General features: G+C 60.8%; 18 protein-coding genes and 3 tRNA genes. 4 read left to right on the top strand and 17 right to left on the bottom strand.

Annotated features, from left to right (window positions below; translation table 11 throughout):
* The first annotated feature begins 29 nt into the window (after positions 1 to 29).
* The 4 genes from lysS (at position 30) to L6418_RS06310 (ending at position 3,111) form a co-directional block, all read left to right on the top strand.
* On the top strand, positions 30 to 1,532 hold the full coding sequence (lysS, locus tag L6418_RS06325) for a lysine--tRNA ligase (protein WP_237248627.1): 1,503 nt from the start codon (positions 30 to 32) through the stop codon (positions 1,530 to 1,532).
* A 2-nt stretch (positions 1,533 to 1,534) separates the two neighbouring features.
* The gene (locus tag L6418_RS06320) at positions 1,535 to 2,200 is read left to right on the top strand and encodes a Crp/Fnr family transcriptional regulator (RefSeq protein WP_237248626.1); all 666 of its coding nucleotides are present in this window, start codon (positions 1,535 to 1,537) and stop codon (positions 2,198 to 2,200) included.
* Positions 2,201 to 2,280: 80 nt separating this feature from the next.
* Positions 2,281 to 2,475, top strand: coding sequence for a DUF2892 domain-containing protein (locus L6418_RS06315; RefSeq protein ID WP_237248625.1), 195 nt, complete (start codon positions 2,281 to 2,283; stop codon positions 2,473 to 2,475).
* Between the two features lie 63 nt (positions 2,476 to 2,538).
* Positions 2,539 to 3,111, top strand: coding sequence for a DUF3365 domain-containing protein (locus tag L6418_RS06310; RefSeq protein WP_237248624.1), 573 nt, complete (start codon positions 2,539 to 2,541; stop codon positions 3,109 to 3,111).
* A 20-nt stretch (positions 3,112 to 3,131) separates the two neighbouring features.
* Here L6418_RS06310 and L6418_RS06305 read toward each other — a convergent pair whose 3' ends face one another.
* The 17 genes from L6418_RS06305 to mtnA form a co-directional block, all read right to left on the bottom strand.
* A complete protein-coding gene (locus tag L6418_RS06305) occupies positions 3,132 to 5,078 on the bottom strand; it encodes an ATP-binding protein (RefSeq protein ID WP_237248623.1) in 1,947 nt (648 codons plus the stop codon).
* The gene (locus L6418_RS06300) at positions 5,075 to 5,977 is read right to left on the bottom strand and encodes an ABC transporter substrate-binding protein (protein WP_237248622.1); all 903 of its coding nucleotides are present in this window, start codon (positions 5,975 to 5,977) and stop codon (positions 5,075 to 5,077) included. The genes L6418_RS06305 and L6418_RS06300 overlap by 4 nt, the downstream gene beginning before the upstream one ends.
* 10 nt (positions 5,978 to 5,987) lie before the next feature.
* On the bottom strand, positions 5,988 to 8,075 hold the full coding sequence (locus L6418_RS06295; RefSeq protein ID WP_237248621.1) for a TonB-dependent siderophore receptor: 2,088 nt from the start codon (positions 8,073 to 8,075) through the stop codon (positions 5,988 to 5,990).
* Between the two features lie 37 nt (positions 8,076 to 8,112).
* Positions 8,113 to 8,188 (bottom strand) — tRNA-His (locus tag L6418_RS06290).
* A 20-nt stretch (positions 8,189 to 8,208) separates the two neighbouring features.
* Positions 8,209 to 8,285, bottom strand: a tRNA-Arg gene (locus L6418_RS06285).
* A 39-nt stretch (positions 8,286 to 8,324) separates the two neighbouring features.
* A tRNA-Pro gene (locus L6418_RS06280) sits at positions 8,325 to 8,401 on the bottom strand.
* Between the two features lie 35 nt (positions 8,402 to 8,436).
* Complete coding sequence (pgsA, locus tag L6418_RS06275) at positions 8,437 to 9,018, bottom strand: CDP-diacylglycerol--glycerol-3-phosphate 3-phosphatidyltransferase (RefSeq protein ID WP_237248620.1); 582 nt, start codon at positions 9,016 to 9,018, stop codon at positions 8,437 to 8,439.
* 2 nt (positions 9,019 to 9,020) lie between these two features.
* Positions 9,021 to 10,829 (bottom strand): excinuclease ABC subunit UvrC, encoded by a 1,809-nt coding sequence (gene uvrC, locus L6418_RS06270; protein ID WP_237248619.1) that lies wholly within the window; start codon positions 10,827 to 10,829, stop codon positions 9,021 to 9,023.
* Between the two features lie 3 nt (positions 10,830 to 10,832).
* Entirely contained in the window at positions 10,833 to 11,468 is a 636-nt protein-coding gene (locus tag L6418_RS06265) for a uracil-DNA glycosylase (protein WP_237248618.1), read from the bottom strand.
* Between the two features lie 77 nt (positions 11,469 to 11,545).
* Positions 11,546 to 13,660: a polyribonucleotide nucleotidyltransferase gene (gene pnp, locus L6418_RS06260; protein WP_237248617.1), complete on the bottom strand. Its 2,115-nt coding sequence runs from the start codon at positions 13,658 to 13,660 to the stop codon at positions 11,546 to 11,548.
* 101 nt (positions 13,661 to 13,761) lie between these two features.
* Positions 13,762 to 14,031, bottom strand: a complete 270-nt coding sequence (gene rpsO, locus L6418_RS06255) for a 30S ribosomal protein S15 (protein ID WP_237248616.1) — start codon at positions 14,029 to 14,031, stop codon at positions 13,762 to 13,764.
* Between the two features lie 56 nt (positions 14,032 to 14,087).
* On the bottom strand, positions 14,088 to 14,987 hold the full coding sequence (gene truB, locus L6418_RS06250; RefSeq protein WP_237248615.1) for a tRNA pseudouridine(55) synthase TruB: 900 nt from the start codon (positions 14,985 to 14,987) through the stop codon (positions 14,088 to 14,090).
* 25 nt (positions 14,988 to 15,012) lie between these two features.
* Positions 15,013 to 15,369 carry a 30S ribosome-binding factor RbfA gene (gene rbfA / locus L6418_RS06245; protein WP_237248614.1) on the bottom strand — a complete coding sequence of 119 codons (357 nt, stop codon included), beginning with the start codon at positions 15,367 to 15,369 and terminating at the stop codon, positions 15,013 to 15,015.
* Positions 15,370 to 15,609: 240 nt separating this feature from the next.
* Positions 15,610 to 18,210, bottom strand: a complete 2,601-nt coding sequence (gene infB, locus L6418_RS06240) for a translation initiation factor IF-2 (RefSeq protein ID WP_237248613.1) — start codon at positions 18,208 to 18,210, stop codon at positions 15,610 to 15,612.
* Between the two features lie 58 nt (positions 18,211 to 18,268).
* Complete coding sequence (gene nusA / locus L6418_RS06235; RefSeq protein WP_237248612.1) at positions 18,269 to 19,744, bottom strand: transcription termination factor NusA; 1,476 nt, start codon at positions 19,742 to 19,744, stop codon at positions 18,269 to 18,271.
* A gap of 24 nt (positions 19,745 to 19,768) precedes the next feature.
* A complete protein-coding gene (gene rimP, locus L6418_RS06230) occupies positions 19,769 to 20,194 on the bottom strand; it encodes a ribosome maturation factor RimP (protein WP_237248611.1) in 426 nt (141 codons plus the stop codon).
* 153 nt (positions 20,195 to 20,347) lie between these two features.
* The gene (gene mtnA, locus L6418_RS06225; protein ID WP_237248610.1) at positions 20,348 to 21,433 is read right to left on the bottom strand and encodes an S-methyl-5-thioribose-1-phosphate isomerase; all 1,086 of its coding nucleotides are present in this window, start codon (positions 21,431 to 21,433) and stop codon (positions 20,348 to 20,350) included.
* Between the last annotated feature and the right edge of the window lie 3 nt (positions 21,434 to 21,436).

Here is a 21,436-nt window from a genome sequence, read left to right as displayed (position 1 = left end):
CTATTACTCAACACATACTTCAGATCAACATGAGCACCGAACCTACCATCCCAGCCCAAGACGAGAACCAGATCATTGCGGAGCGCCGCGCCAAGCTGAATGCGATCCGCGAAAAGGGCGTCGCCTTCCCCAACGATTTCCAGCGCGAACACATGGCGGCCGACCTGCATGCCGAGTTCGGCGAAAAGACACATGACGAACTGGAAACCGCGCAGATCCAGGTCGCCGTGGCGGGGCGCATGATGCTCAAGCGCGTGATGGGCAAGGCCAGCTTCGCCACGGTGCAGGACATGAGCGGCCGCATCCAGCTGTTCATCAGCAACGACATCACCGGGGAAGCCGCGCATGGTGAATTCAAGCATTACGACCTCGGCGACATCCTCGGCGCAGTCGGCGTGCTGTTCAAGACCAAGACCGGCGAGCTTTCCGTACGCGTGACCCAGGTGCGCCTGCTGACCAAGGCGCTGCGCCCGCTACCGGAGAAATTCCACGGCCTGACCGACCAGGAACAGAAATACCGCCAGCGTTACCTCGACCTCATCACCAACGACGAGTCGCGCAAGGTGTTCATCGCGCGCACCAGGATCATCCAGGCGATCCGCGAATTCTTCGTGCGCCACGGCTACCTGGAAGTGGAAACGCCGATGATGCACCCCATCCCCGGCGGCGCATCGGCCAAGCCTTTCGTCACCCACCATAACGCGCTGGACCTGCAGATGTACCTGCGCATCGCGCCGGAACTGTACCTGAAGCGCCTGGTGGTCGGCGGCTTCGAGAAGGTGTTCGAGGTGAACCGCAACTTCCGCAACGAGGGGGTTTCGACGCGCCACAACCCGGAATTCACCATGATCGAATTCTACGAGGCCTATCGCGATTACAAATACCTGATGGACTTCAGCGAGAAGCTGTTCGCCGAAGTGGCGCGCAAGGTGCTGGGCACCACGGTCATCACCTACCAGGGACGCGAACTCGATCTGGGCAAGCCGTTCCACCGCCTGACCATGGTGCAGGCAATCCAGAAATATCACCCGCAGTTCACCGATGCGCAGCTGAACGACCGCGATTTCCTGATCAACGAGCTGCAGGACCTGAAGGCCAAGTACAAGCCGGAAGACGGCGTCGGCGGCCTCCAATTGTCGCTGTTCGAGGAACTGGCCGAAGCGCACCTGTTCGAGCCGACCTTCATCATCGACTACCCCATCGAAGTTTCGCCGCTGGCGCGCAGCAGCGACAAGCGTCCTGAGATCACCGAACGCTTCGAGCTGTTCATCGTCGGCCGTGAGATCGCCAACGGTTTCTCCGAGCTGAACGATGCGGAAGACCAGGAAGCGCGCTTCGACGCACAGGTCGCTGCCAAGGATGCTGGCGACGAAGAAGCGATGTTCAAGGACAGCGACTATGTCCGCGCGCTGGAATACGGCTTGCCGCCGACCGCCGGCCAGGGCATCGGCATCGACCGCCTGGTGATGCTGCTGACCGACAGCGCCAGCATCCGCGACGTCATCCTGTTCCCGCACATGCGTCCGGAATAGAGATGATCCCCGGCGACCTCCGCCCTCGCCTGTTGCAGCATTACCCTGCGCTGGCCGAATTGCCGGCTGCGGAGCTGGACGGCTTCCTGGAGAAAGCGCTGGTGATGCCGCTGCCGGCCGGTACCGTGGTATTCGACGAGAACCAGCCATGTCAGGGTTTTCCCATGCTGCTTGCCGGCAGCATCCGCGTCATCAAGGCGGCACCGAACGGACGCGAGCTGCAACTCTACCGGGTCATGCCCGGAGAGAGCTGCATCCTGACCAGCAGTTGCCTGCTCGGCCACACCGCATACCAGGCACGCGGCATCGCCGAACAGGCACTGGAGATGGTGCTGCTGCCAGCCCCCTCGTTCCATGCGCTGCTGGGCAAACACAAGGCGTTCCGCGATTACGTGTTCCACCTGTTCTCCGACCGTCTCACTGACCTGATGCAACTGGTCTCCGCGGTCGCTTTCCAGAAACTGGACCAGCGCCTCGCCGCCCTGCTGGTCGCCAAGTCCAGCCCGTTGCATACCACCCATCAGGCGCTGGCTGACGAACTCGGCAGCGCGCGCGAGATCGTCAGCCGTTTGCTGAAGGGATTCTCGGAGCAAGGCTGGGTCAAACTGGCCAGGGAACAGATCGAGGTCACCGATGAAGCGGCACTGAAGCGATTCGCTTCCTTCTAGGCAATGTGATTTTTATCACAGACGTCACACTCTTTTCACATTATCATTAGGCCTCCTTCAACCCAATTCAAGGAGCAAACATGAAAATCAACGTTGGTGGTATTGATCGTATCCTGCGCATCGTGGCCGGCCTGGCACTGATCGGCCTGACACTGGCCGGCGTGATCGGCGCATGGGGCTGGATCGGTGTTGTTCCTTTGCTGACCGGTATCTTCAAGTTTTGCCCGGCCTATGCCATCTTCGGCATGAATACCTGCCCGATGGACAAGAAATAATCCGCCGTACATCAACTAACGCCCGCGCTCGTAGCGGGCGTTTTTCATTGGAGGAACCGATTCATGACCAGCAAGACTATCCTGTACGCACTGCTCGCGCTTGCTGCCGCGCCGGCTTGGGCCGACGAGGTCAGCCAGTATGCGGAAGAAAGCCGCGCCATCGTCACCCCTTTCATGCAGCAGCTCATGGTCGAGAACAGGAAAGCCATCATGGAAGGCGGCCCCGAATCCGCCATCGGGGTGTGCAAGAAGATCGCCCCCAGAATGGCTGGCGACCTCTCCCGCCAGCACGGTATCAGGCTCACCCGGGTCAGCCTCAAGGTACGCAATCCCTTGCTCGGCACCGCGGATGCATGGGAACAGGCGACCTTGCTGCAGTTCGAAGAACGTCTTGCCAAGGGAGAAAAGCCGGAGGCGCTGGAAGCTGCCGAGATCGTGAATGAACCCAATGGCAGATATTTCCGCTACATGAAAGGGATCGTCCTGCAGCAAGGATGCGTGGTTTGTCATGGCCCCAGCGAGCTGATGAGCGCCAAGGTCAAAGCGCGTCTGGCAGAAGATTATCCCCACGACCAGGCAACCGGCTATACCCCCGGCCAGCTGCGCGGCGGCGTCAGCGTCAAACGCCGCTTGTAAGCCTGCCTGCGGTACAGCGATCAGTCCGACTCGCTGCGCTTCTTCAACAGGAACAGCATCAACGAGCGCAGCTTGGCAGGCCGCACCGGTTTGTGCATCAAATGTAGCCCGCGCTGATTGACTGACTGCAGGATCTCCGGCGCCGTGTCGCCGCTGACCAGGATGAAAGCGGGGGGTATATCGCATTGCACCTTGAGTAGATCGGCGAGCATCAGGCCATCCCCATCCGGCAGCCGGTAATCGCAGATCACCAGGTCGAAATTCACACCGGAATGTCTGTCGCCGATCTCGCGCAGGCTATCTGCGACCGCGACGCGACACCCCCATGTCTCAAGAATGCCTGCGGTACTGGTGCGCACCAGGATGTCGTCATCTACCACCAGCACTTGGAGATTATCCAGCCTGTCATGCCTGGAAATCGGCACGGCCGAGATCGGTTCCGGTTCCGCAAGCAACTCTTCCACACCGATGACACGGGTCACGCAGATCGTGAAGTTTGAACCGCAGCTCGGCGCCGAACGCAGGCTCAGGGGATGATGCAGCAGCCTGCACAACCGGTCCACGATCGCCAGCCCCAAACCCAGGCCCTTGCTGCGGTCGCGCGCGCTGTTGGCCAATTGCACGAATTCGCGGAAGATATTCTGTTGCTCCTCCATGGGTATCCCGATGCCGTTGTCGCGCACCTCGATGCGCAATTCCTCGCCGCGCCGTCGGCATGCCAGCAGCACCGAGCCATTCTGCGGGGTATAGCGGATCGCATTGCTCAACAGATTGAGCAGGATACGTTCCAGCAACACCGGATCGCTTAACACCGCCCCTTCCACCGGGCGAACGCGCAAAGTGATGTTCTTGCGCTGCGCGATCGGCTGGAAGTCCTGCTGCAGGCGCCGCATCATCGCGCCCATATCGACGGCCTGTATCTGCGGGATCACGATCCCCGCATCCAGCTTGGAGATATCCAGCAGCGAATCCAGCAGGCTGGACAGTGCCTCCACCGATTCCTCCACCTTGCTGGCGATCTTCAGCTGATCCGGGGTCTCGAGCCGGCTGCGCAATTCGCCGATGAAAAGACCGAGTGCATGCATGGGCTGCCGCAGGTCATGGCTGGCTGCGGCCAAGAACCGGCTCTTGTCGAAGTTGGCCTTCTCCGCCTCTTCTTTCTTGAGGCGCAACTCTTGAGTCGCCTTCTCGATGCGTTGCTCCAGCGTGCTGCGGTCTTGCTGCAGCTGGTTCGCCATGTCGTTGATGCCCGAGGCAAGCGCATCGAGTTCCCGTACGCTGTTTCCTGCGATCCGCGTATCCAGCTGGCCCTTGCCGATGCGGCGGATCGCATTGTGCATCGCCATGACCGGGAGGGTGATGCGGCGCGACACCCGCATGGCGATCAGCATGGTGGTCAGCAGCACGAGCAGCAGCAACAGCAGATTGACGCCCAGCATCTCCAGCTTGTCGCGGTTCAGGGCCTCCTTGCCGACGGCGACTATGACGCTGCCCAGCACCTTGTTGGGCAGGTTCACTGCCCTGTCATTGTCGAATTCATCCAGCTGTATCTGTGTCGCCAGGATGGGCTGGTAAAGCCAGAGGAAATTATGGTCCTCATGGAACACAACTGGATTGTCCGATACCGGCATCGGGTTTTCGAACAGCACGCGCTCGTTGGTGTTGTTCAGGTTTCCCGCAACGGCAAGATTCCTCAGGTTCGCGTCACGCACGACGACGGAGCGGATATCCTGGTGCGAGGCAGCGATATCGACTTGCTGTTGCAGCAGCGACTGATTGCCGGAAAAAACCGGATATTCGCTGGAGGAAGCCAGCTGGCGGACGATCAGGTTGGCCCGTCTCAGCAAGCTGCGGTCCATCTCCGCATAACTCATGTAGGTGAAATATCCTTCCAGCAACAAAGCCAGAACCAGCATGGGAATGGCAGCAACCGCCAGGGTCTGCCTTTCGATGCCATGTTTAATCATTGCGCTCTCCTCACTTCGCCGTGCAGGTTCTCTGCATCTTTTATGGGTAGATCGAGCGATCTGGCCACCTGCTCGTTGACCGACACTTCGAACTCCTTGGGATACTGACTGGGGGGCAGCTTGCCGGAACTGGCGAATTGCCGGATCGCCTCGGCGGCCTGTTGCGCGATCTGGGCCGGGGTGCTGTAGATCGCACACAAGGCCCCCGCTTTGACATACGAATGCGAGATGCCGACCAGGGGGACCTGCTTGCGGTACGAGGCCAGCAGGATGTTGCGTATGGTTCCGGCGTTGTAGATCTCGATATCCGGCAATACCAGCAGGACATCGCTCTTTTCCAGCACGATTTCCAGCGCATCGAACAAGGTGCTGTCCGGCCCGACAGCCTGTTCATGCAGTTGCAGGTTCCTGTCCGCTAGCAGGCGCCTGAGGCTGGATAGCCCCGTTGGCGGGGCGCTATACAGCACCCCGATGTCTCTGGCTTGGGGCAGTGCGGCAACCAGCAGGGAGACCTGCCGCTCCAATGGCTGATCGATATAGATGGCACTCGACCGGACGGCACCGGCCGGTTTCTCCAGTTTGTCGTACCCCGCCTTGGGCACGAACACATCCAGCACCGGCTTGTTGACGGAGACGGCGGCACTGGCAGACTTCATGCCGACCGCCACGATCAGGTCGGCATCGCCTGCCGCATTGCCGTCGCTTACGTTGACGATGACCTGCTGGCCTCTCAGCGCATCCCGCAGGGCATCGCTGAATTCCTGGTATGCCCCGCCCCGTTCGCTCAGCAGGATCTGCACCCGCAACGGTGCCGCCTGTGCCGGCGGCACGCCCGACAGCAGGCACACCATCACCACGGACATCATTCCCGTGATGGTACGATGGGCCAGGCTAGCCATGGCTGCCCGGCTAGAAATGATAGGTCGCAGTAAAATAGGCCCGCCGATTGAACAAGAGATTCACGCGCTGGGGTACATTGCCGTATCCCGTATAGTTGTCCTGGAATGCGTTCTGGATGACCACCGCCACCTCTCCCCCTCCTGGTTTTTCTTCCTGCCCGAATGCTTTCGCGATACGCAGGTCCACCCGGTGCATCGGAGATTCCGGCGGATAGCCGGACGACACGTCAGTCACCCGGACCTGGCTTCGCAGGTAGTAACCGATGCTGAACCGGAATGAGTTCGGCAGCCGCTGATCCAGCAACAGGCTGCCGCTGTTCTCGGGTACCGACTGGCTGCACAGGTTCAGGTAATCCGTCTGATAGGCTTGTGCGAGATACTGCCCGGCAGTCATGGTGGCGGAGATCGGGGTCGGATTGAAATATTGGGTCGGATAGGCACCGAATGCGCAACTGGTCTGCTGATGCGAATAGTTCACGATGACGTTGCCGTCCTGCCACCGGTATTTTGCCGAAATATCCAGCCCCTTGAAGGTGGCATCGAACAGATTGTTGAAACTGTCCGTCCGGTTGAGCAGATTGCCGTTGACATAGGCATCGAGCATGATGATGTCCCGCACCTTGTCGTAATAGACGCGCCCATCCACGCTGATGTCGCCGAATTGCCCGACGTAGCCAAGTTCCTTGGACAGGATTTTCTCGGGCTGGAGATTGGTGGCAGGAGGCACATAGGCATTGGACCAATAGGCTCCTGCTGCGGTGTTCATGTAAAGTTCGGCCATCATCGGATTTCGCGTCGCGGTGGAGATCGAGGCACGGAAGGTATGCTGCGGCAGCATGTGGTAGTTCAAGGCGACCCTGGGCGAAACACTCCGGTGCCCCGCCCCGTCGTCTTCGTACATCGCCCCCGCGTTCATCAAGGCCGAGTCCGTCATCCGCCACTCATCGTGGGCAAAAACGCTGGATTGCAACAAAGCCTGCGCCGTGTTGAACAACAGGGGCTGGTCGGCATAGTCGTAACGCACACTGCCGCCCCATACCGTGCGGTTGCTGCTGCCAATCTGGGTCGTGTTCTGCAGCTCGATTTCCTGTCGTTGTATCTTTGCCATGTCCGGCGCAAATCCCTGCGAGACCGGACTCGCCGTAAATCCTTTGCACATGAACAAATCGATACATTTGTACGGATCGGTATAGGCCCGGTTGATCCGGTAATAGGTCAGCTTGCTTTCGTCACGGTCGTACCAGGTATGCAGCCAGGTCAACTGCTGGAAATCGTTCATGGTCGTCGCATCCCTGAACGCATCTTCCGGCCGCCCCAGCGTGCCCATTCCATACACTCCCTGATTGAGACCGAGCTGTATGTCGATGCTGTTCTCGCTGTCCGGCCGGTAATTGGTGCGCAGATTGAACAGCCTATTCACGCTGGTATCGTTCAATATCTGCGGATTGTCGCCCCCGTCTGCTCGGTAGCCGAAAGACAGCCGGTAATCGACATCCTGCCCGGCCTTGCCGAGATGGGCCGACACATCCGATATGCCCATCGTGCCCTTGTTGGCGGAGATGCTTTTTCCGTTCATGCTGCCCGCATCGCGGGTGATGATGTTGATGACACCATAGAACGAATTTGAACCGTGCGAGGCGGCAGCCGGTCCCCTCACCACCTCGATGCGCTCGATATCGTCGATCATCAGGGGCAGATCCAGCCAGTCGACCCCGCCGAAAGGGGGAAGATAAACGCTGCGGCCATCGACCAGCACTTGCATGCGACGAGAATACTGGTCGGAAACGCCGTTCAGCGAGACGAACGGCATGTTCGCGCCCGCATTCCCCACGTACATTCCCGGCACCAGACGGAACAGGTCGGCGATCGTCCGGAAACCGGACGCCTTGATCATCTGGCGATCGATCACCGTGGTTGCATTGGGCGCGTCCGACAAAGGCTGAGACAGGCGGGACGGGCCCAGCACGACGGGCAGATCCTGCAGGTAGGCTACTTCTGAAGCTGAATTATCGGCAGATGTGGCGATGGATGGAAAGAACAGGTATCCACACAGCAGTGCGGATGCACACCCCTTGTAACAAGCGAAGCCATGACGCATGACACCTCGCGCAAGCTTATGGTTCTTTTTATTTATATGGGGTGGCTGAACGGGCTCGAACCGTCGACAACTGGAATCACAATCCAGGGCTCTACCAACTGAGCTACAGCCACCATTGAAACCAGAAATCCATTGGCGTGCCCGACAGGAATCGAACCTGTAACCCCCAGCTTAGAAGGCTGGTGCTCTATCCGGTTGAGCTACGGGCACAATTCATCGGCAACCAACAAACTTCGTACTACTTGAACCTGGTCGGGGTGGAGAGATTCGAACTCCCGACATCCTGCTCCCAAAGCAGGCGCGCTACCAGGCTACGCTACACCCCGAAGGCCGCGCACTATACAGGCCGGGCTGAAAAAAATCAATTTTGTTCGCGCGACTTCTTGGTGATTTGCGGCATCGCCAGCATCAGGTAATACACCATCGACCAGAGCGTCAGCACCGCAGCAAGATAAATCAGGAATGTCCCCCACCACAGCGTCGAGATGCCGAACAAGGGCTCCTGGTACAGCAGGAACAGGATAGCCAGCATCTGGAAGGCCGTCTTGAACTTGCCCAGCATGGAAACCGCGACGCTCTTGCTGCTGCCGAGCTGTGCCATCCATTCGCGCAAGGCGGAAATCGTGATCTCGCGGCCGATGATGATGAAAGCGATGATCACATCCACCAGGTTCAGTTTGACCAGCACGATCAGCGCCGCGGCCACCATCAGCTTGTCGGCCACGGGGTCGAGGAAAGCGCCAAAAGCCGAACCCTGGTTCAATGCGCGCGCCAGATAACCATCCAGCCAGTCCGTGATCGCCGCCAGCCAGAACAGGAAGGTGGTGAGCAGGTGTTTCTCGTGCAGACTGATCGTGTCGTTCGACACATAGAACACCGCGACGAACACGGGGATCATCAATATCCTGAACCAGGTCAGCAGATTCGGTATGTTGAGCGGCATCTCTAATGTAGGTGCTGATATATCTTTTCTGCGAGCGCGGGACTGATTCCTTCGACTCGCGCCAATTCATCCACGCTGGCTTGCTGCACCCCCTTCAGCCCCCCGAAGTGAGTCAGCAGGTTGCGCCTGCGCTTCTCGCCCACGCCTTCGATATCTTCCAGCGATGATGCAGTGCGAGCCTTGCCGCGCCTGGCGCGGTGGCCACTGATGGCGAAACGGTGCGCCTCGTCGCGTACTTGCTGGATCAGATGCAAGGCCGGACTGTCTGGCGGCAATTGTAACGGCTTTTCCATATCGGGTCGTAACAATTGTTCCATGCCCGGCTTGCGTTCCACGCCTTTGGCGACGCCGACCAGCGCGATGTCGGACAGTCCCAGTTCCGCCATCACTTCTATCGCCATGCCCAATTGGCCTGCGCCGCCATCGATCAGGAGCAGGTCCGGCCGCTTGCCCTCGCCCGCCTGCAATTTCTGGTAGCGCCGCAGCAATGCCTGGCGCATCGCCGCATAATCGTCGCCCGGCGTGATGCCGCTGATGTTATAGCGGCGGTATTCCTGCGGCCGGATCGCCAAGTCGTCATACACCACGCAAGATGCCACCGTCGCCTCGCCCATCGTGTGGCTGATATCGAAGCACTCGATACGCTTGACGTCGGGCAACGCCAGGGCGTTGCGCAGGGCATCCAGGCGCAACGCCTGGCCTGCCTGCAGGCCCGCCTGCTGCTTCAGCGCCAGCAGTGCGTTGGCCTGGGCCATCTCCAGCCACTGCCTGCGCTCTCCCGTCACCGCATGGCGTATCTGTACCTTGTGCCCGGCCTGCTCGGTCAGCAACTGTTCCAGCGCCTCGTCGGAGATCTCGATGCTGGTGACGATCAACGGCGGTACGCTGCGTTCCAGATAATGTTGCGCCAGGAATGCCTCCAGCACTTCAGCGCTATCCTGCCCCTGCACGTTCTGCGGAAAAAAAGGCTTGTCGCCCAGATGGCGCCCGCCGCGCACCACTGCCAGATTCAGGCATAGCGCGCCTTCCGCCTCGACCACTGCAACGATGTCGGTATCGGTGTCGCGTCCGCTCTCCACGAACTGTTTCTGCTGTACCGTGTGCAGCGCCTGCAGCTGATCGCGCAACGCAGCGGCATGTTCGTATTGCATGGCTTCGGAAGCCTGTTCCATCGCCGCACGCAAGCGCTTCTCCACCTCATCATGCTTGCCCTGCAGCAACAGCCCGGCATTGCGCACATCGGTGGCGTAATCTTCCGGGCTGATGAGGCCGACGCAAGGCGCGCTGCAGCGGTGAATCTGGTGCAGCAGGCAAGGCCGCGTGCGGTTGTTGAACACGCCCTCCTCGCAAGTGCGCAGCCTGAATACTTTCTGCAGCAGGTTGATGCTCTCCTTGGCCGCCTGCGCATTCGGATAAGGGCCGAAATACTGGTGGCGCCTGTCGGTCGCGCCGCGGTAATAGGTCAGCCGCGGCGACGGGCTGCCGGTCAGCACGATGTAGGGATAGGATTTGTCGTCGCGGAACAGGATGTTGTAGCGCGGCTTCAGCGTCTTGATAAGGTTGTTTTCCAGCAGCAGCGCCTCGGCCTCGGTGCGGGTCACCGTGACCTCGATGCGCGCGATGTGCGACACCATCAGCTGGATGCGCGGCGACAGGTTGCTCTTCTGGAAATAGGAGCCAACGCGCTTCTTCAGCTGGTTGGCCTTGCCCACGTACAGCACCTGCCCTGCCTCGTCCAGCATGCGGTACACGCCCGGCTGCAACGGCAGCGAAGCGACAAATTCCTTGGGATCGAAGTCGGTGCCGTTCATCGCCTATATCAGGGCCTGCAGTCCACTGGCGAATTCGGTCGCCCCGCCGTTCGCCGGATGGCGCACCGCCCCGGCGACCTTCACCCCCATCTCGCCCAGCAGCCCTTCCGCCTTCTTGCCGACCGCAACGACCTTTGCGCGCGGGAACGCCTCGACCAGCAGACGCAAGGCAGGCTCGCCCAGCCGGATCTCGTCCGGGGTCGGCGTGCGGTTGGACCACAGTTCATCCGCGCGATGCGGATGCAGCTGCATCGCGTTCCACAGGATGGTGCGCTCTGCGATGCCAAGCCGGTAAAGCGTCTTCCACACGATGGTGGCGGATGGTTCGGAGAAAGGCAAACGCCGGTTCGACAGGCGTCCCGGCAAGGCCGGGATGCGCGGGATGGCCCCTTCGCCCAGCAGACGTTCGCTGGTGAAGGCGATGCCGCTGTAGCGGCAGCCCTGATAGCCCGGCGCTTCGCCGGCCAGGATGAACTCGGGTTTGCACGCCAGATGCAGGGCCAGCCGATCGAGCCTGGCTTCCGGCCCGTTGCCTGCGGCGTCATGCGGACAGCGCTCCGCCCATGGATTGAACAAGCCGGGCTTGCCGGCCGGCAGGGTAGCGACCAGGCTGCGCGCCAATGAAAGTCCTGATTTCATATCTTCCCTTCGTCCAATCCAGCCGCTGCAATGAAAAGCCCCGCTCGCGGCGGGGCTCGTCTCGGCAGCGGGCTGCCTTACTCGGCTGCCGGTGCTGCTGCTTCCGGCTGTGGCAGCAGCGCCTTCATGCTCAGACGCATGCGCCCCTTGTCGTCCACTTCCAGCACCTTGACCTTGACCACCTGGCCTTCTTTCAGGTGATCCGACACGTTGGCGATACGCTCGTGCGATATCTGGGAGATATGCAGCAGGCCGTCCTTGCCCGGCAGGATGTTGACCAGCGCGCCGAAATCCAGCAGTTTGACCACCGGACCTTCGTAGACCTTGCCCACTTCCACTTCCGCCACGATGTCCTCGATGCGTTTCTTCGCCAGTTCGCCGGCTTCGCCGCTTACGCAGGCGATGGTGATGTTGCCTTCGTCGTCGATATCGATGGTCGTGCCGGTCTCCTCGGTCAGCGCACGGATCACCGCACCGCCCTTGCCGATCACGTCGCGGATCTTTTCCGGATTGATCTTCATCTTGATCATGCGAGGTGCAAAACCGGAGACTTCCGGACGCACCGACGGCATCGCCTGTTTCATGATGCCGAGGATGTGCAAGCGGCCTTCCTTGGCCTGGCTCAAGGCAACCTGCATGATCTCCTTGGTGATACCGTTGATCTTGATGTCCATCTGCAGGGCGGTGATGCCCCTGTCGGAACCGGCCACCTTGAAGTCCATATCGCCCAGGTGGTCCTCATCGCCCAGGATGTCGGTCAGCACCGCAAAACGGCCGCCGTCCTTGATCAGGCCCATGGCGATACCGGCCACATGCGTCTTCACCGGCACGCCGGCATCCATCAGCGACAGGCAACCGCCGCATACGGAAGCCATCGAGCTGGAACCGTTGGATTCGGTGATCTCCGACACCACGCGGATCGCGTAGCCGCACTCCTCTTCGCTCGGCAGCACTGCGACCAGCGCGCGCTTGGCCAGACGGCCGTGGCCGATCTCGCGGCGCTTGGGCGTGCCGACGCGACCGGTCTCGCCGGTGGAGTATGGCGGGAAATTGTAGTGCAGCATGAAACGGTCGGAATATTCGCCCTGCAGTGCATCGATGGTTTGCGCATCGCGCATGGAACCCAGCGTTGCCACCACCAGCGCCTGTGTCTCGCCGCGGGTGAACAGCACCGAACCATGGGTACGCGGCAACACGCCGGTACGGATGGTGATCGGGCGCACGGTACGCGTGTCGCGACCGTCGATGCGCGGCTCGCCGCTCAGGATCTGGCCGCGCACGATCTTGGCTTCCAGTGCGCTGAACAATTCGCCGATCTCGTTCTTGGAGACATTTTCGAATTCCGGGGTCGCCAGCGCTTCGGCCACCTTGGCGCGGATCGCATCCACCTGCTGGGTACGCGCCTGTTTCTGGCGCACAGCATAGGCTGCCTTCAGGTCGTTTTCGGCCAGCGCGGCAATCCTGGCGATCAGCGCATCGTTCTTCGGTGCGGGCGTCCAGTCCCAATCGTCCTGCCCGACTTCGGATGCCATCTCGTTGATGGCGTTGATCACGGCCTGCATCTGCTCGTGGCCGAACACCACGGCGCCCAGCATCACCTCTTCCGACAGTTCCTGCGCCTCGGACTCCACCATCAGTACCGCTTTCGCCGTGCCGGCGACGACCAGGTCCATCTGGGAAGTAACCAGCTCATCCTTGGTCGGGTTCAGCAGGTATTGTCCATTGGCATAACCCACGCGCGCAGCGCCGATGGGGCCATCGAACGGGATGCCGGAGATCGCCAGTGCGGCGGAAGCGCCGATCATGGAAGGGATATCGGAGTCGATCTGTGGATCGGACGACAGCACGGTGGCGACGATCTGCACTTCGTTGTAGAAGCTTTCCGGGAACAGCGGACGCAGCGGACGGTCGATCAGGCGCGAAGTCAGGATCTCCTTTTCGCTGGGACGGCCTTCACGCTTGAAGAAACTGCCTGGGATCTTGCCGGCGGCATAAGTGCGTTCCTGATAATCCACGGTCAGCGGGAAAAAATCCTGTTCCGGCTTGGCATTCTTTTGACCCACCACAGTCACCAGCACCACGGTGTCGTCCAGGCTGACCATGACCGCACCGCTGGCTTGGCGCGCGATCTCGCCGGTCTCCAGTGTCAATTGATGTTTGCCGTAGCTCAGGGTTTTTTTATAGTGACTCAAGATAGCTCTCTCCAAATGTATATGCGTGACCGAGTTGCCAGCGTGGTAAATCGACTTCCAAAACGAAGCGGGTCGCATTCGCGACCCGCTTGCAAACTTTGTTACTTACGCAGATCCAGACGCTTGATCAGTTCTTTGTAGCCGTCCTCGTTCTTGCTCTTCAGGTAGTCCAGCAGCTTGCGGCGGCGGCTCACCAGACGCAACAGGCCGCGACGGGAGTGATGGTCCTTGTTATGCTCTTTGAAGTGTTCGGTCAGGTAGTTGATACGAGCCGTCATCAGGGCTACTTGTACTTCCGGGGAGCCGGTATCGCCCTTGGCGCGCTGGTAGTCAGTCACGATTTGCGATTTTTGTGCGGCGGTAATAGACATTGACTTCTCTCTCCAATAAAAAAGTGCGGCATTCTACCCCCGAATGGGGTCCCCGCTCAAGCTGTATCGCGCCGTGCTGCCGCTCTGGCCACGCCGGACAGCAGCCTGCCCGGCACCAGCCTCCCCCCCTCCAGGTCGCCTATGCCGATAAACCGTCCGCCGGCGTATAACCTGCGCTTTCCGGAGGGGAATGCATCCGTCAAGCCGAGTTTCTGTCCCTGCGCCAGCCGGTTGGCCTGAACCTCGTCCAGCTCCAGCGGCGGTAAGTTCTGCACCAGACTGTCCAGCGGCATCAGGCAGGCGTCGCGCGATCCCGCATCCATCGCCTCCAGCTGCTCCAGCGTATAGGCGTGGTCGAGGCTGAATTCGCCGATTCCCGTACGCCGCAAGGCGATCAGATGTCCGCCGCATCCCAGCATCTCGCCGATATCTTCGGCCAAAGTGCGGACATAGGTACCCTTGCTGCACAGCACGCTGAATTCCAGCTCGCTGTCCTGCAGCCGCTCCAGCGTCAGTTCGCGGATGAAGATGGTGCGCAGCTCGCGCTCCACCGTTTCGCCTTTGCGGATGTATTCGTAGAGCGGTTTTCCCTGGTGCTTGAGCGCGCTGTGCATGGGCGGCAATTGCCGGATCTCGCCCAGGAAACGGGCCAGCACGGTCGCCGCCCTCGCCTGATCGACCGCGACGGGACGCGTCTCGATCACCTCGCCTTCAGCATCGCCGGTGGTCGTGCGCTGTCCCAGCCTGATCGTCGCGCGATAACGCTTGTCGGCATCCAGAAGGGAGAGGGTGAATTTGGTAGCTTCGCCGAAACAGACCGGCAACAAGCCCGTCGCCAGCGGATCCAGCGTGCCGGTATGACCGGCCTTCTCGGCGTTGTAAAGGCGGCGGACCTTCTGCAGGGCGGTGTTGGAACTGAGCTCCAGCGGCTTGTCGAACAACAGGACGCCATCCAACGGTCTTGTGACCCGTCTGAATTGCTCAGTCTTTTTTGTCACTCGCAACCGCTTGGTCGATCAATTGGGAAAGATGGGAACCGCGCTCGATGGACGCGTCATAGACGAAATGCAGCTGCGGCGTGATGCGCAGCTTCATGGCATGCGCCAACTGGCTGCGCAGGAACCCGGCGGCGCGTTCCAGACCTTGCCGCAGCAACTCACTGTCGCCGTCGAGCGAGGTGTAGAACACCTTGGCATGGGCGTGGTCGTTGGCCACTTCGACGCCGGTCAGGGTCACTTTGCGCACCCGCGGATCCTTCACTTCAAGACGGACCAGCTCGGCCAGTTCGCGCCGGATCTGCTCGGCGATGCGGTCTGTGCGTGCAAAATCCTTGGCCATAAAATCAATTACCGAAGAATGAAAAATGTCGCGAGAGGCGATCAGGCAAGGCGGAAAACGGCTCAGAAGCAGCCACACTGACACGGTGGGACGAAGTCCTCAGGTGCGGGAAGTGCGACCGGCATCTGCTCCCGCAAGCGGCCGGCTGCGCCAGTAACGTGTCGCAGATGCGGTGTACATGCAGTACATGAGCATTCTGAGACGTTTTCCAACGCAGCATCATCGCCTCGCAGCAGTTTTTCACAGTGCCCGTGCCACTTCGACGATCTCGAACACTTCGAGCTGGTCACCCACTTCCAGATCGTTGTAACCCTTCAGCGACAAGCCGCACTCGAAGTTGGATTTGACTTCCTTCGCATCGTCCTTGAAACGCTTCAGCGAATCGAGTTCGCCGGTGTGGATCACCACGTTGTTGCGCAGCACGCGCACGCTGGAAGAACGCTTGATCATGCCTTCGGTGACGTAGCAACCGGCCACCGTGCCGACCTTGGAGATGTGGAACACCTGGCGGATCTCGACCATGCCGATGATGCTTTCCTTCTTCTCCGGTGCCAGCATGCCGGACAAGGCCGCCTTGATCTCATCCACCATCGCGTAGATGATGTTGTAGTAGCGGATGTCCACGCCGGACGACTCGGCCAGGCGGCGCGCAGCCGCATCGGCACGCGAGTTGAAGCCGATGATGATGGCCTTGGACGCCAGCGCCAGGTTGACGTCGGATTCGGTGATGCCGCCCACCCCGCTGTGGATCAGGCTGACCTTGACCTCCGGTGTGGAAAGCTTCTGCAACGAACCGGCAATCGCTTCGAGCGAACCCTGCACGTCGGCTTTCACGATCAGCGACAGGGTACGCACTTCGCCCTCGCCCATCTGCTCGAACATGTTCTCCAGCTTGGCGGCCTGCTGCTTCGCCAGCTTCACGTCGCGGAACTTGCCCTGGCGGAACAGCGCGATTTCGCGCGCCTTCTTCTCGTCCGCCAGCACCAGGAAATCGGCACCGGCAACCGGCACTTCGGACAGGCCCTGGATCTCGACCGGAATCGAAGGACCGGCTTCGTTCACCACCTTGCCGTTCTCGTCCAGCATCGCGCGCACACGGCCCGACACGGAACCGACCAATATCGCATCGCCGCGCTTCAGCGTACCCGACTGCACCAGCAGGGTCGCCACGGCGCCCTTGCCCTTGTCCAGACGGGCTTCCACCACCACGCCCTTGGCGCTGGTGTTCCTCGGCGCCTTCAGTTCCAGCACTTCGGCTTGCAGCAGGATGCCTTCCAGCAAGGTATCGATGCCCTGTCCGGTCTTGGCGGAAACCTCGACGAACATCGCGTCGCCGCCCCAGTCTTCCGGCACCACCCCTTCTGCCACCAGCTCCTGGCGCACGCGCTCGGAATTGGCATCCGGTTTGTCGATCTTGGTGATCGCCACCACGATGGGCACTTCAGCCGCCTTGGCATGGTGGATCGCCTCTTTGGTCTGCGGCATCACACCGTCGTCCGCTGCGACGACCAGGATGACGATGTCGGTCGCTTTCGCGCCGCGCGCGCGCATCGCGGTAAAGGCCTCGTGGCCCGGCGTATCCAGGAAGGTGATCATGCCGCGCGGCGTATCCACGTGGTATGCGCCGATATGCTGCGTGATGCCGCCGGCTTCGCCGCTCGCCACACGCGTACGGCGGATGTAGTCCAGCAAGGAAGTCTTGCCGTGGTCGACGTGACCCATCACGGTCACCACCGGGGCGCGCGGTTCCAGCACCACATCGCCATGATCGACAGCCTCCATCAGGAAGGCATCGGGATCGTCCGGCTTGGCCTGGACCGCCTTGTGCCCCATCTCCTCGACCACGATCATCGCGGTCTCCTGATCCAGCACCTGGTTGATGGTGACCATGGAGCCCATCTTCATCAGGGTCTTGATGATCTCCGCCGCCTTGATCGACATCTTCTGCGCCAATTCGGACACTGTGATGGTTTCCGGAACCATCACTTCCTGCACGATCGGTTCGGTCGGCAGGGAGAAGGCATGTGCCGCCTCGGGCTTGCTGTGCTTCTCATGACGCGGCGCACGAATCGCGCTGCCGCCGGTACGTCCGGCCAGGCCGCCGCGGGTATCCGCAGTGCGCGAAGGCGGGCGCTTCTTGTGCCCGGCCTCGTCCCATGGACTGTCCTTGGCTGCGGGCTTTTCCGTCTTCTTGGTCGGACGTGCCACCTTGTCGCCCGGCTTGAGTGTCGGCTTGTGCAAGGTACCTTCCTGAGCCACCGCATCCGCGGCAGGCGCAGCAACAACGGCGGGTTTCGCCTCGGCCACGGCTTCAGCGGCGGGCGCGGCGGCTGGCGCCGGCTCCGCAACAGCGGCAGCCTTGCGTTTGCTGCGTTCCTGTTTGGCCTGGATCTCGGCAGCCTGGCGCGCCGCCAGCTCCGCCTGCAGGCGCGCTTCTTCCTCGCGTGCCTTCTGCTCCTGTTCGTCCAGCACTTTCCTGGGCTTGGCCACCTTGGCCTCTTCAACGGCCGGTGCCGGTTTCGCTGCCACCAGCTCATCCGCCCCCGGTGCGGGGATAGGCGCAACGGTGCGTTTCTTGCGCACCTCCACCTGGATGGTGCGCGACTTGCCGGTGCTGTCGGCCTTCTTGATCGCAGTCGTTTCGCGGCGCGTCAGCGTGATCTTGCTCTTGCTGGCGCCATGCGCACCGCGCAGGTGTTCCAGCAGCTGCGATTTATCCTGTTCCGAGATGGAGTCGGTATCTTTCTGCTTAGTGACTCCAGCCGATTTCAACTGCTCCAACAGCAGTTCGACCGGCAACCCCAGCTCACCCGCAAATTGCGCGACGTTCATTTTTCCCATTACGACCCCTTAACCCAATACCAGACTACGGATAACCCTTGCAGAGCGCGCTTCAAGCTCAGACGAACCAGGGCGCGCGCGCAGTCATGATCAACTTGTTTGCACGTTCTTCATCCATTCCCGTCATTTCCATCAGCTCGTCGCCATCCAGGTCGGCCAGTTGCTCCTGTGTGCCGATGCCCTTGCCCGCCAGAGTGCGCGCCGTTTGCTCATCCATGCCTTCGATCTTCAACAGATCTTCGATGTTGTGCTCTACCTGCTCTTCGTTGGCGATGGCGGCCGTCAGCAGCGCATTGCGGGCACGGCTGCGCAGTTCGTTCACCGTCGCTTCGTCGAACGCTTCGATGGCCTGCATCTCTTCCAGCGGCACGTAGGCAACTTCTTCCAGCGTGTTGAAACCTTCCTGCACCAGGATGTCGGCGACTTCCTCGTCCACATCCAGCTTGCTCACGAACAGGTCGCGGATCTTGGAGAATTCCTGCTCGTTCTTCTCGGCAGATTGTTCCACCGTCATCAGGTTGATCTCCCAGCCGGTCATCTCGCTGGCGAGACGCACGTTCTGGCCGCCGCGGCCGATGGCCTGCGCCAGGTTCTCTTCCTCGACCACCACATCCATACTGTGCTTCTCTTCATCCACCACGATGCTGGTCACCTCGGCCGGTGCCAAGGCGTTGATCACATAGGTGGCAGGCTCTTCCGACCACAGGATGATGTCGACGCGTTCGCCCGCCAGTTCGTTGGTCACGGCCTGCACGCGCGAACCGCGCATGCCGACGCAGGTGCCGATCGGGTCGAGACGCTGGTCGTGGCTGCGCACCGCGATCTTGGCGCGCGAACCGGGATCGCGGGCTGCACTGACGATGTCCAGCAGCCCTTCTTCGATCTCGGGCACTTCCAGCTCGAACAGCTTGCTCAGGAATTCGGTCGTGATACGGGACAGGATGATCTGCGGACCGCGTACGGTGCGATCCACACGCAACAGATAGGCACGCACCCGGTCGCCCACGCGCAGGTTCTCTTTCGGGATCATCTGATCGCGCGGCAGCAAGGCTTCGATCTTGCCGAATTCGATGATGGCGTTGCCGCGCTCGATGCGCTTGATCGTGCCGGATACCAGGTGCTCGTTACGCTCCATGAAATCGGCCAGGATCTGTTCGCGTTCCGCATCACGGATCTTCTGGAAGATGACCTGTTTCGCCGCCTGCGCGCCGATACGGCCGAAGTCGATGTTTTCCAGTGGTTCCTCGATGAACTCTTCCAGCTGGATATCGGGATTCCGCTTGCGCGCCTCTTCCAGCTTGATGTGCAGTTCTGGCGTTTCGAAGGTCTCGTCGTCCATCACCTGCCAGCGGCGGAAAGACTCGTACTCGCCGGACTGGCGGTCGATGCTCACGCGCACATCCGCCTCCTCGTCCGCGAAACGCTTCTTGGTCGCGGAAGCCAAAGCCGATTCCAGCGCACCAAACACGATCTCCTTGTCCACGTTTTTCTCGCGCGCCAAGGCATCCACCAACAACAGAACTTCACGACTCATAACAGTCTCCAACGAGCACTCTGATTAAAACACCGGCACCAAACGTGCCTTATCTATATTGGACAGCTCGATCGCTACCAGGCTGCCATCCACGTCCAACTGCACTGCACCATCCTTCACCCCGCCGAGCATGCCGGCAAAATTCTTGCGGCCGGCCATCGGCACGCGCACCTTGATCTGCGCCTTCTGTCCGGCAAAGCGCTCGAAATCGGCGACCTTCTTCAATACCCGGTCCAGACCCGGCGAAGACACTTCGAGGCGTTCGTAATCCACCCCTTCCACCGTGAACAGGCGCACCAGCTGGTTGCTGACCCGCTCGCAATCTTCCACCGAGATGCCGTCCGGCTTGTCCATGAACACACGCATCAGCCCGCGACCGGACACTTCCAGATCGACCAGCTCGTAGCCCATCCCGGCCAGCGTCGTCTCTACCAGCTTCGCCACATCCATATCCGTACCCACAAATAAAAAACGGGCTCGAAGCCCATCTGAAAACGGCGCGCATTATAACAAAGGGATCAGCTAATGGAAACAGCTATTTAAGGAATCGCCCATTCCCGCCCTATTCTCGCGGGGGATTGGGGAAGGCAAGGCCCGATAAGGCTAAACCTGCATCAACTTGCGGATGCCTTGCGCATCCGGCTGCAGGATCACGCCCTTTTCCGTGATCAGCCCGGTCACCAGCTCGGCCGGGGTCACGTCGAAGGCCGGATTGCGTATCTTCACCCCCTCCGCCGCCCAACGGCAATCGCGGAAGCCCTTCACCTCGTCCTCCGAACGTTCTTCGATAGGAATATCCTTGCCCGTGGCGATGCTCAGGTCGATGGTCGACAACGGGCACGCCACATAGAACGGGATGTTGTGCCGCCTGGCCAGCACCGCCACCATGTAAGTACCGATCTTGTTCGCCACGTCGCCATTGGCCGCCACGCGGTCCGTGCCCACCACCACCGCATCCACCTCGCCCTGCGCCATCAGGTGCCCGGCCATATTGTCGGTGATCAGCGTCACCGGGATGTTCTCCTGCACCATCTCCCATGCCGTCAGCCGCGCGCCCTGCAGGAAAGGCCGCGTCTCGTCGGCGATCACCGAAATTTTCTTGCCCGCCTCTACCGCCGAGCGGAACACCCCCAGCGCCGTGCCCCAGCCCGCCGTCGCCAGCGCACCCGCATTGCAATGCGTCAGCACCCGCGCCCCATCCTTCAGCAAGGCCGCGCCGTGCGCGCCCATCGCCTTGTTGATGCGGATATCCTCGGCCAGTATCTCATGCGCCTCCGCCAGCAAGCGCTGCGCGATCCGCGGCGGCGTTTGCGTCGCGACGCTCTCCCACACCTTGCGCATGCGCTGCAATGCCCAGAACAGGTTCACCGCCGTCGGGCGGCTGGCGGCCAGCACCTTGAAGCCTTCCTCCATGCCCTTGTTGAATTCCGCCGCATCACTCCCTCGCCTCTCAGGGGAGAGGGCTGGGGTGAGGGATGGTGTCGCATTCGACAACCGCAACGCCTCCAGCGCCACACCATACGCCGCCGCCACCCCGATGGCCGGCGCACCGCGCACCACCATGCTGCGGATGCCCTCGGCCACAGAATGCGCCGTGTAGTAGCTCAGGTATTCAAAGGCGGCAGGCAGGATGCGCTGGTCGATCATTTCCAGCCGGTTATTGAACCAACGCAGGGTTTCGACTTTCACAGT

It is taken from the genome of Sideroxyarcus emersonii, from assembly GCF_021654335.1.
GTDB lineage: Bacteria > Pseudomonadota > Gammaproteobacteria > Burkholderiales > Gallionellaceae > Sideroxyarcus > Sideroxyarcus emersonii.
Note: the sequence above shows the minus strand (reverse complement) of the source record. Positions and strands in the feature narration are given on the sequence as shown.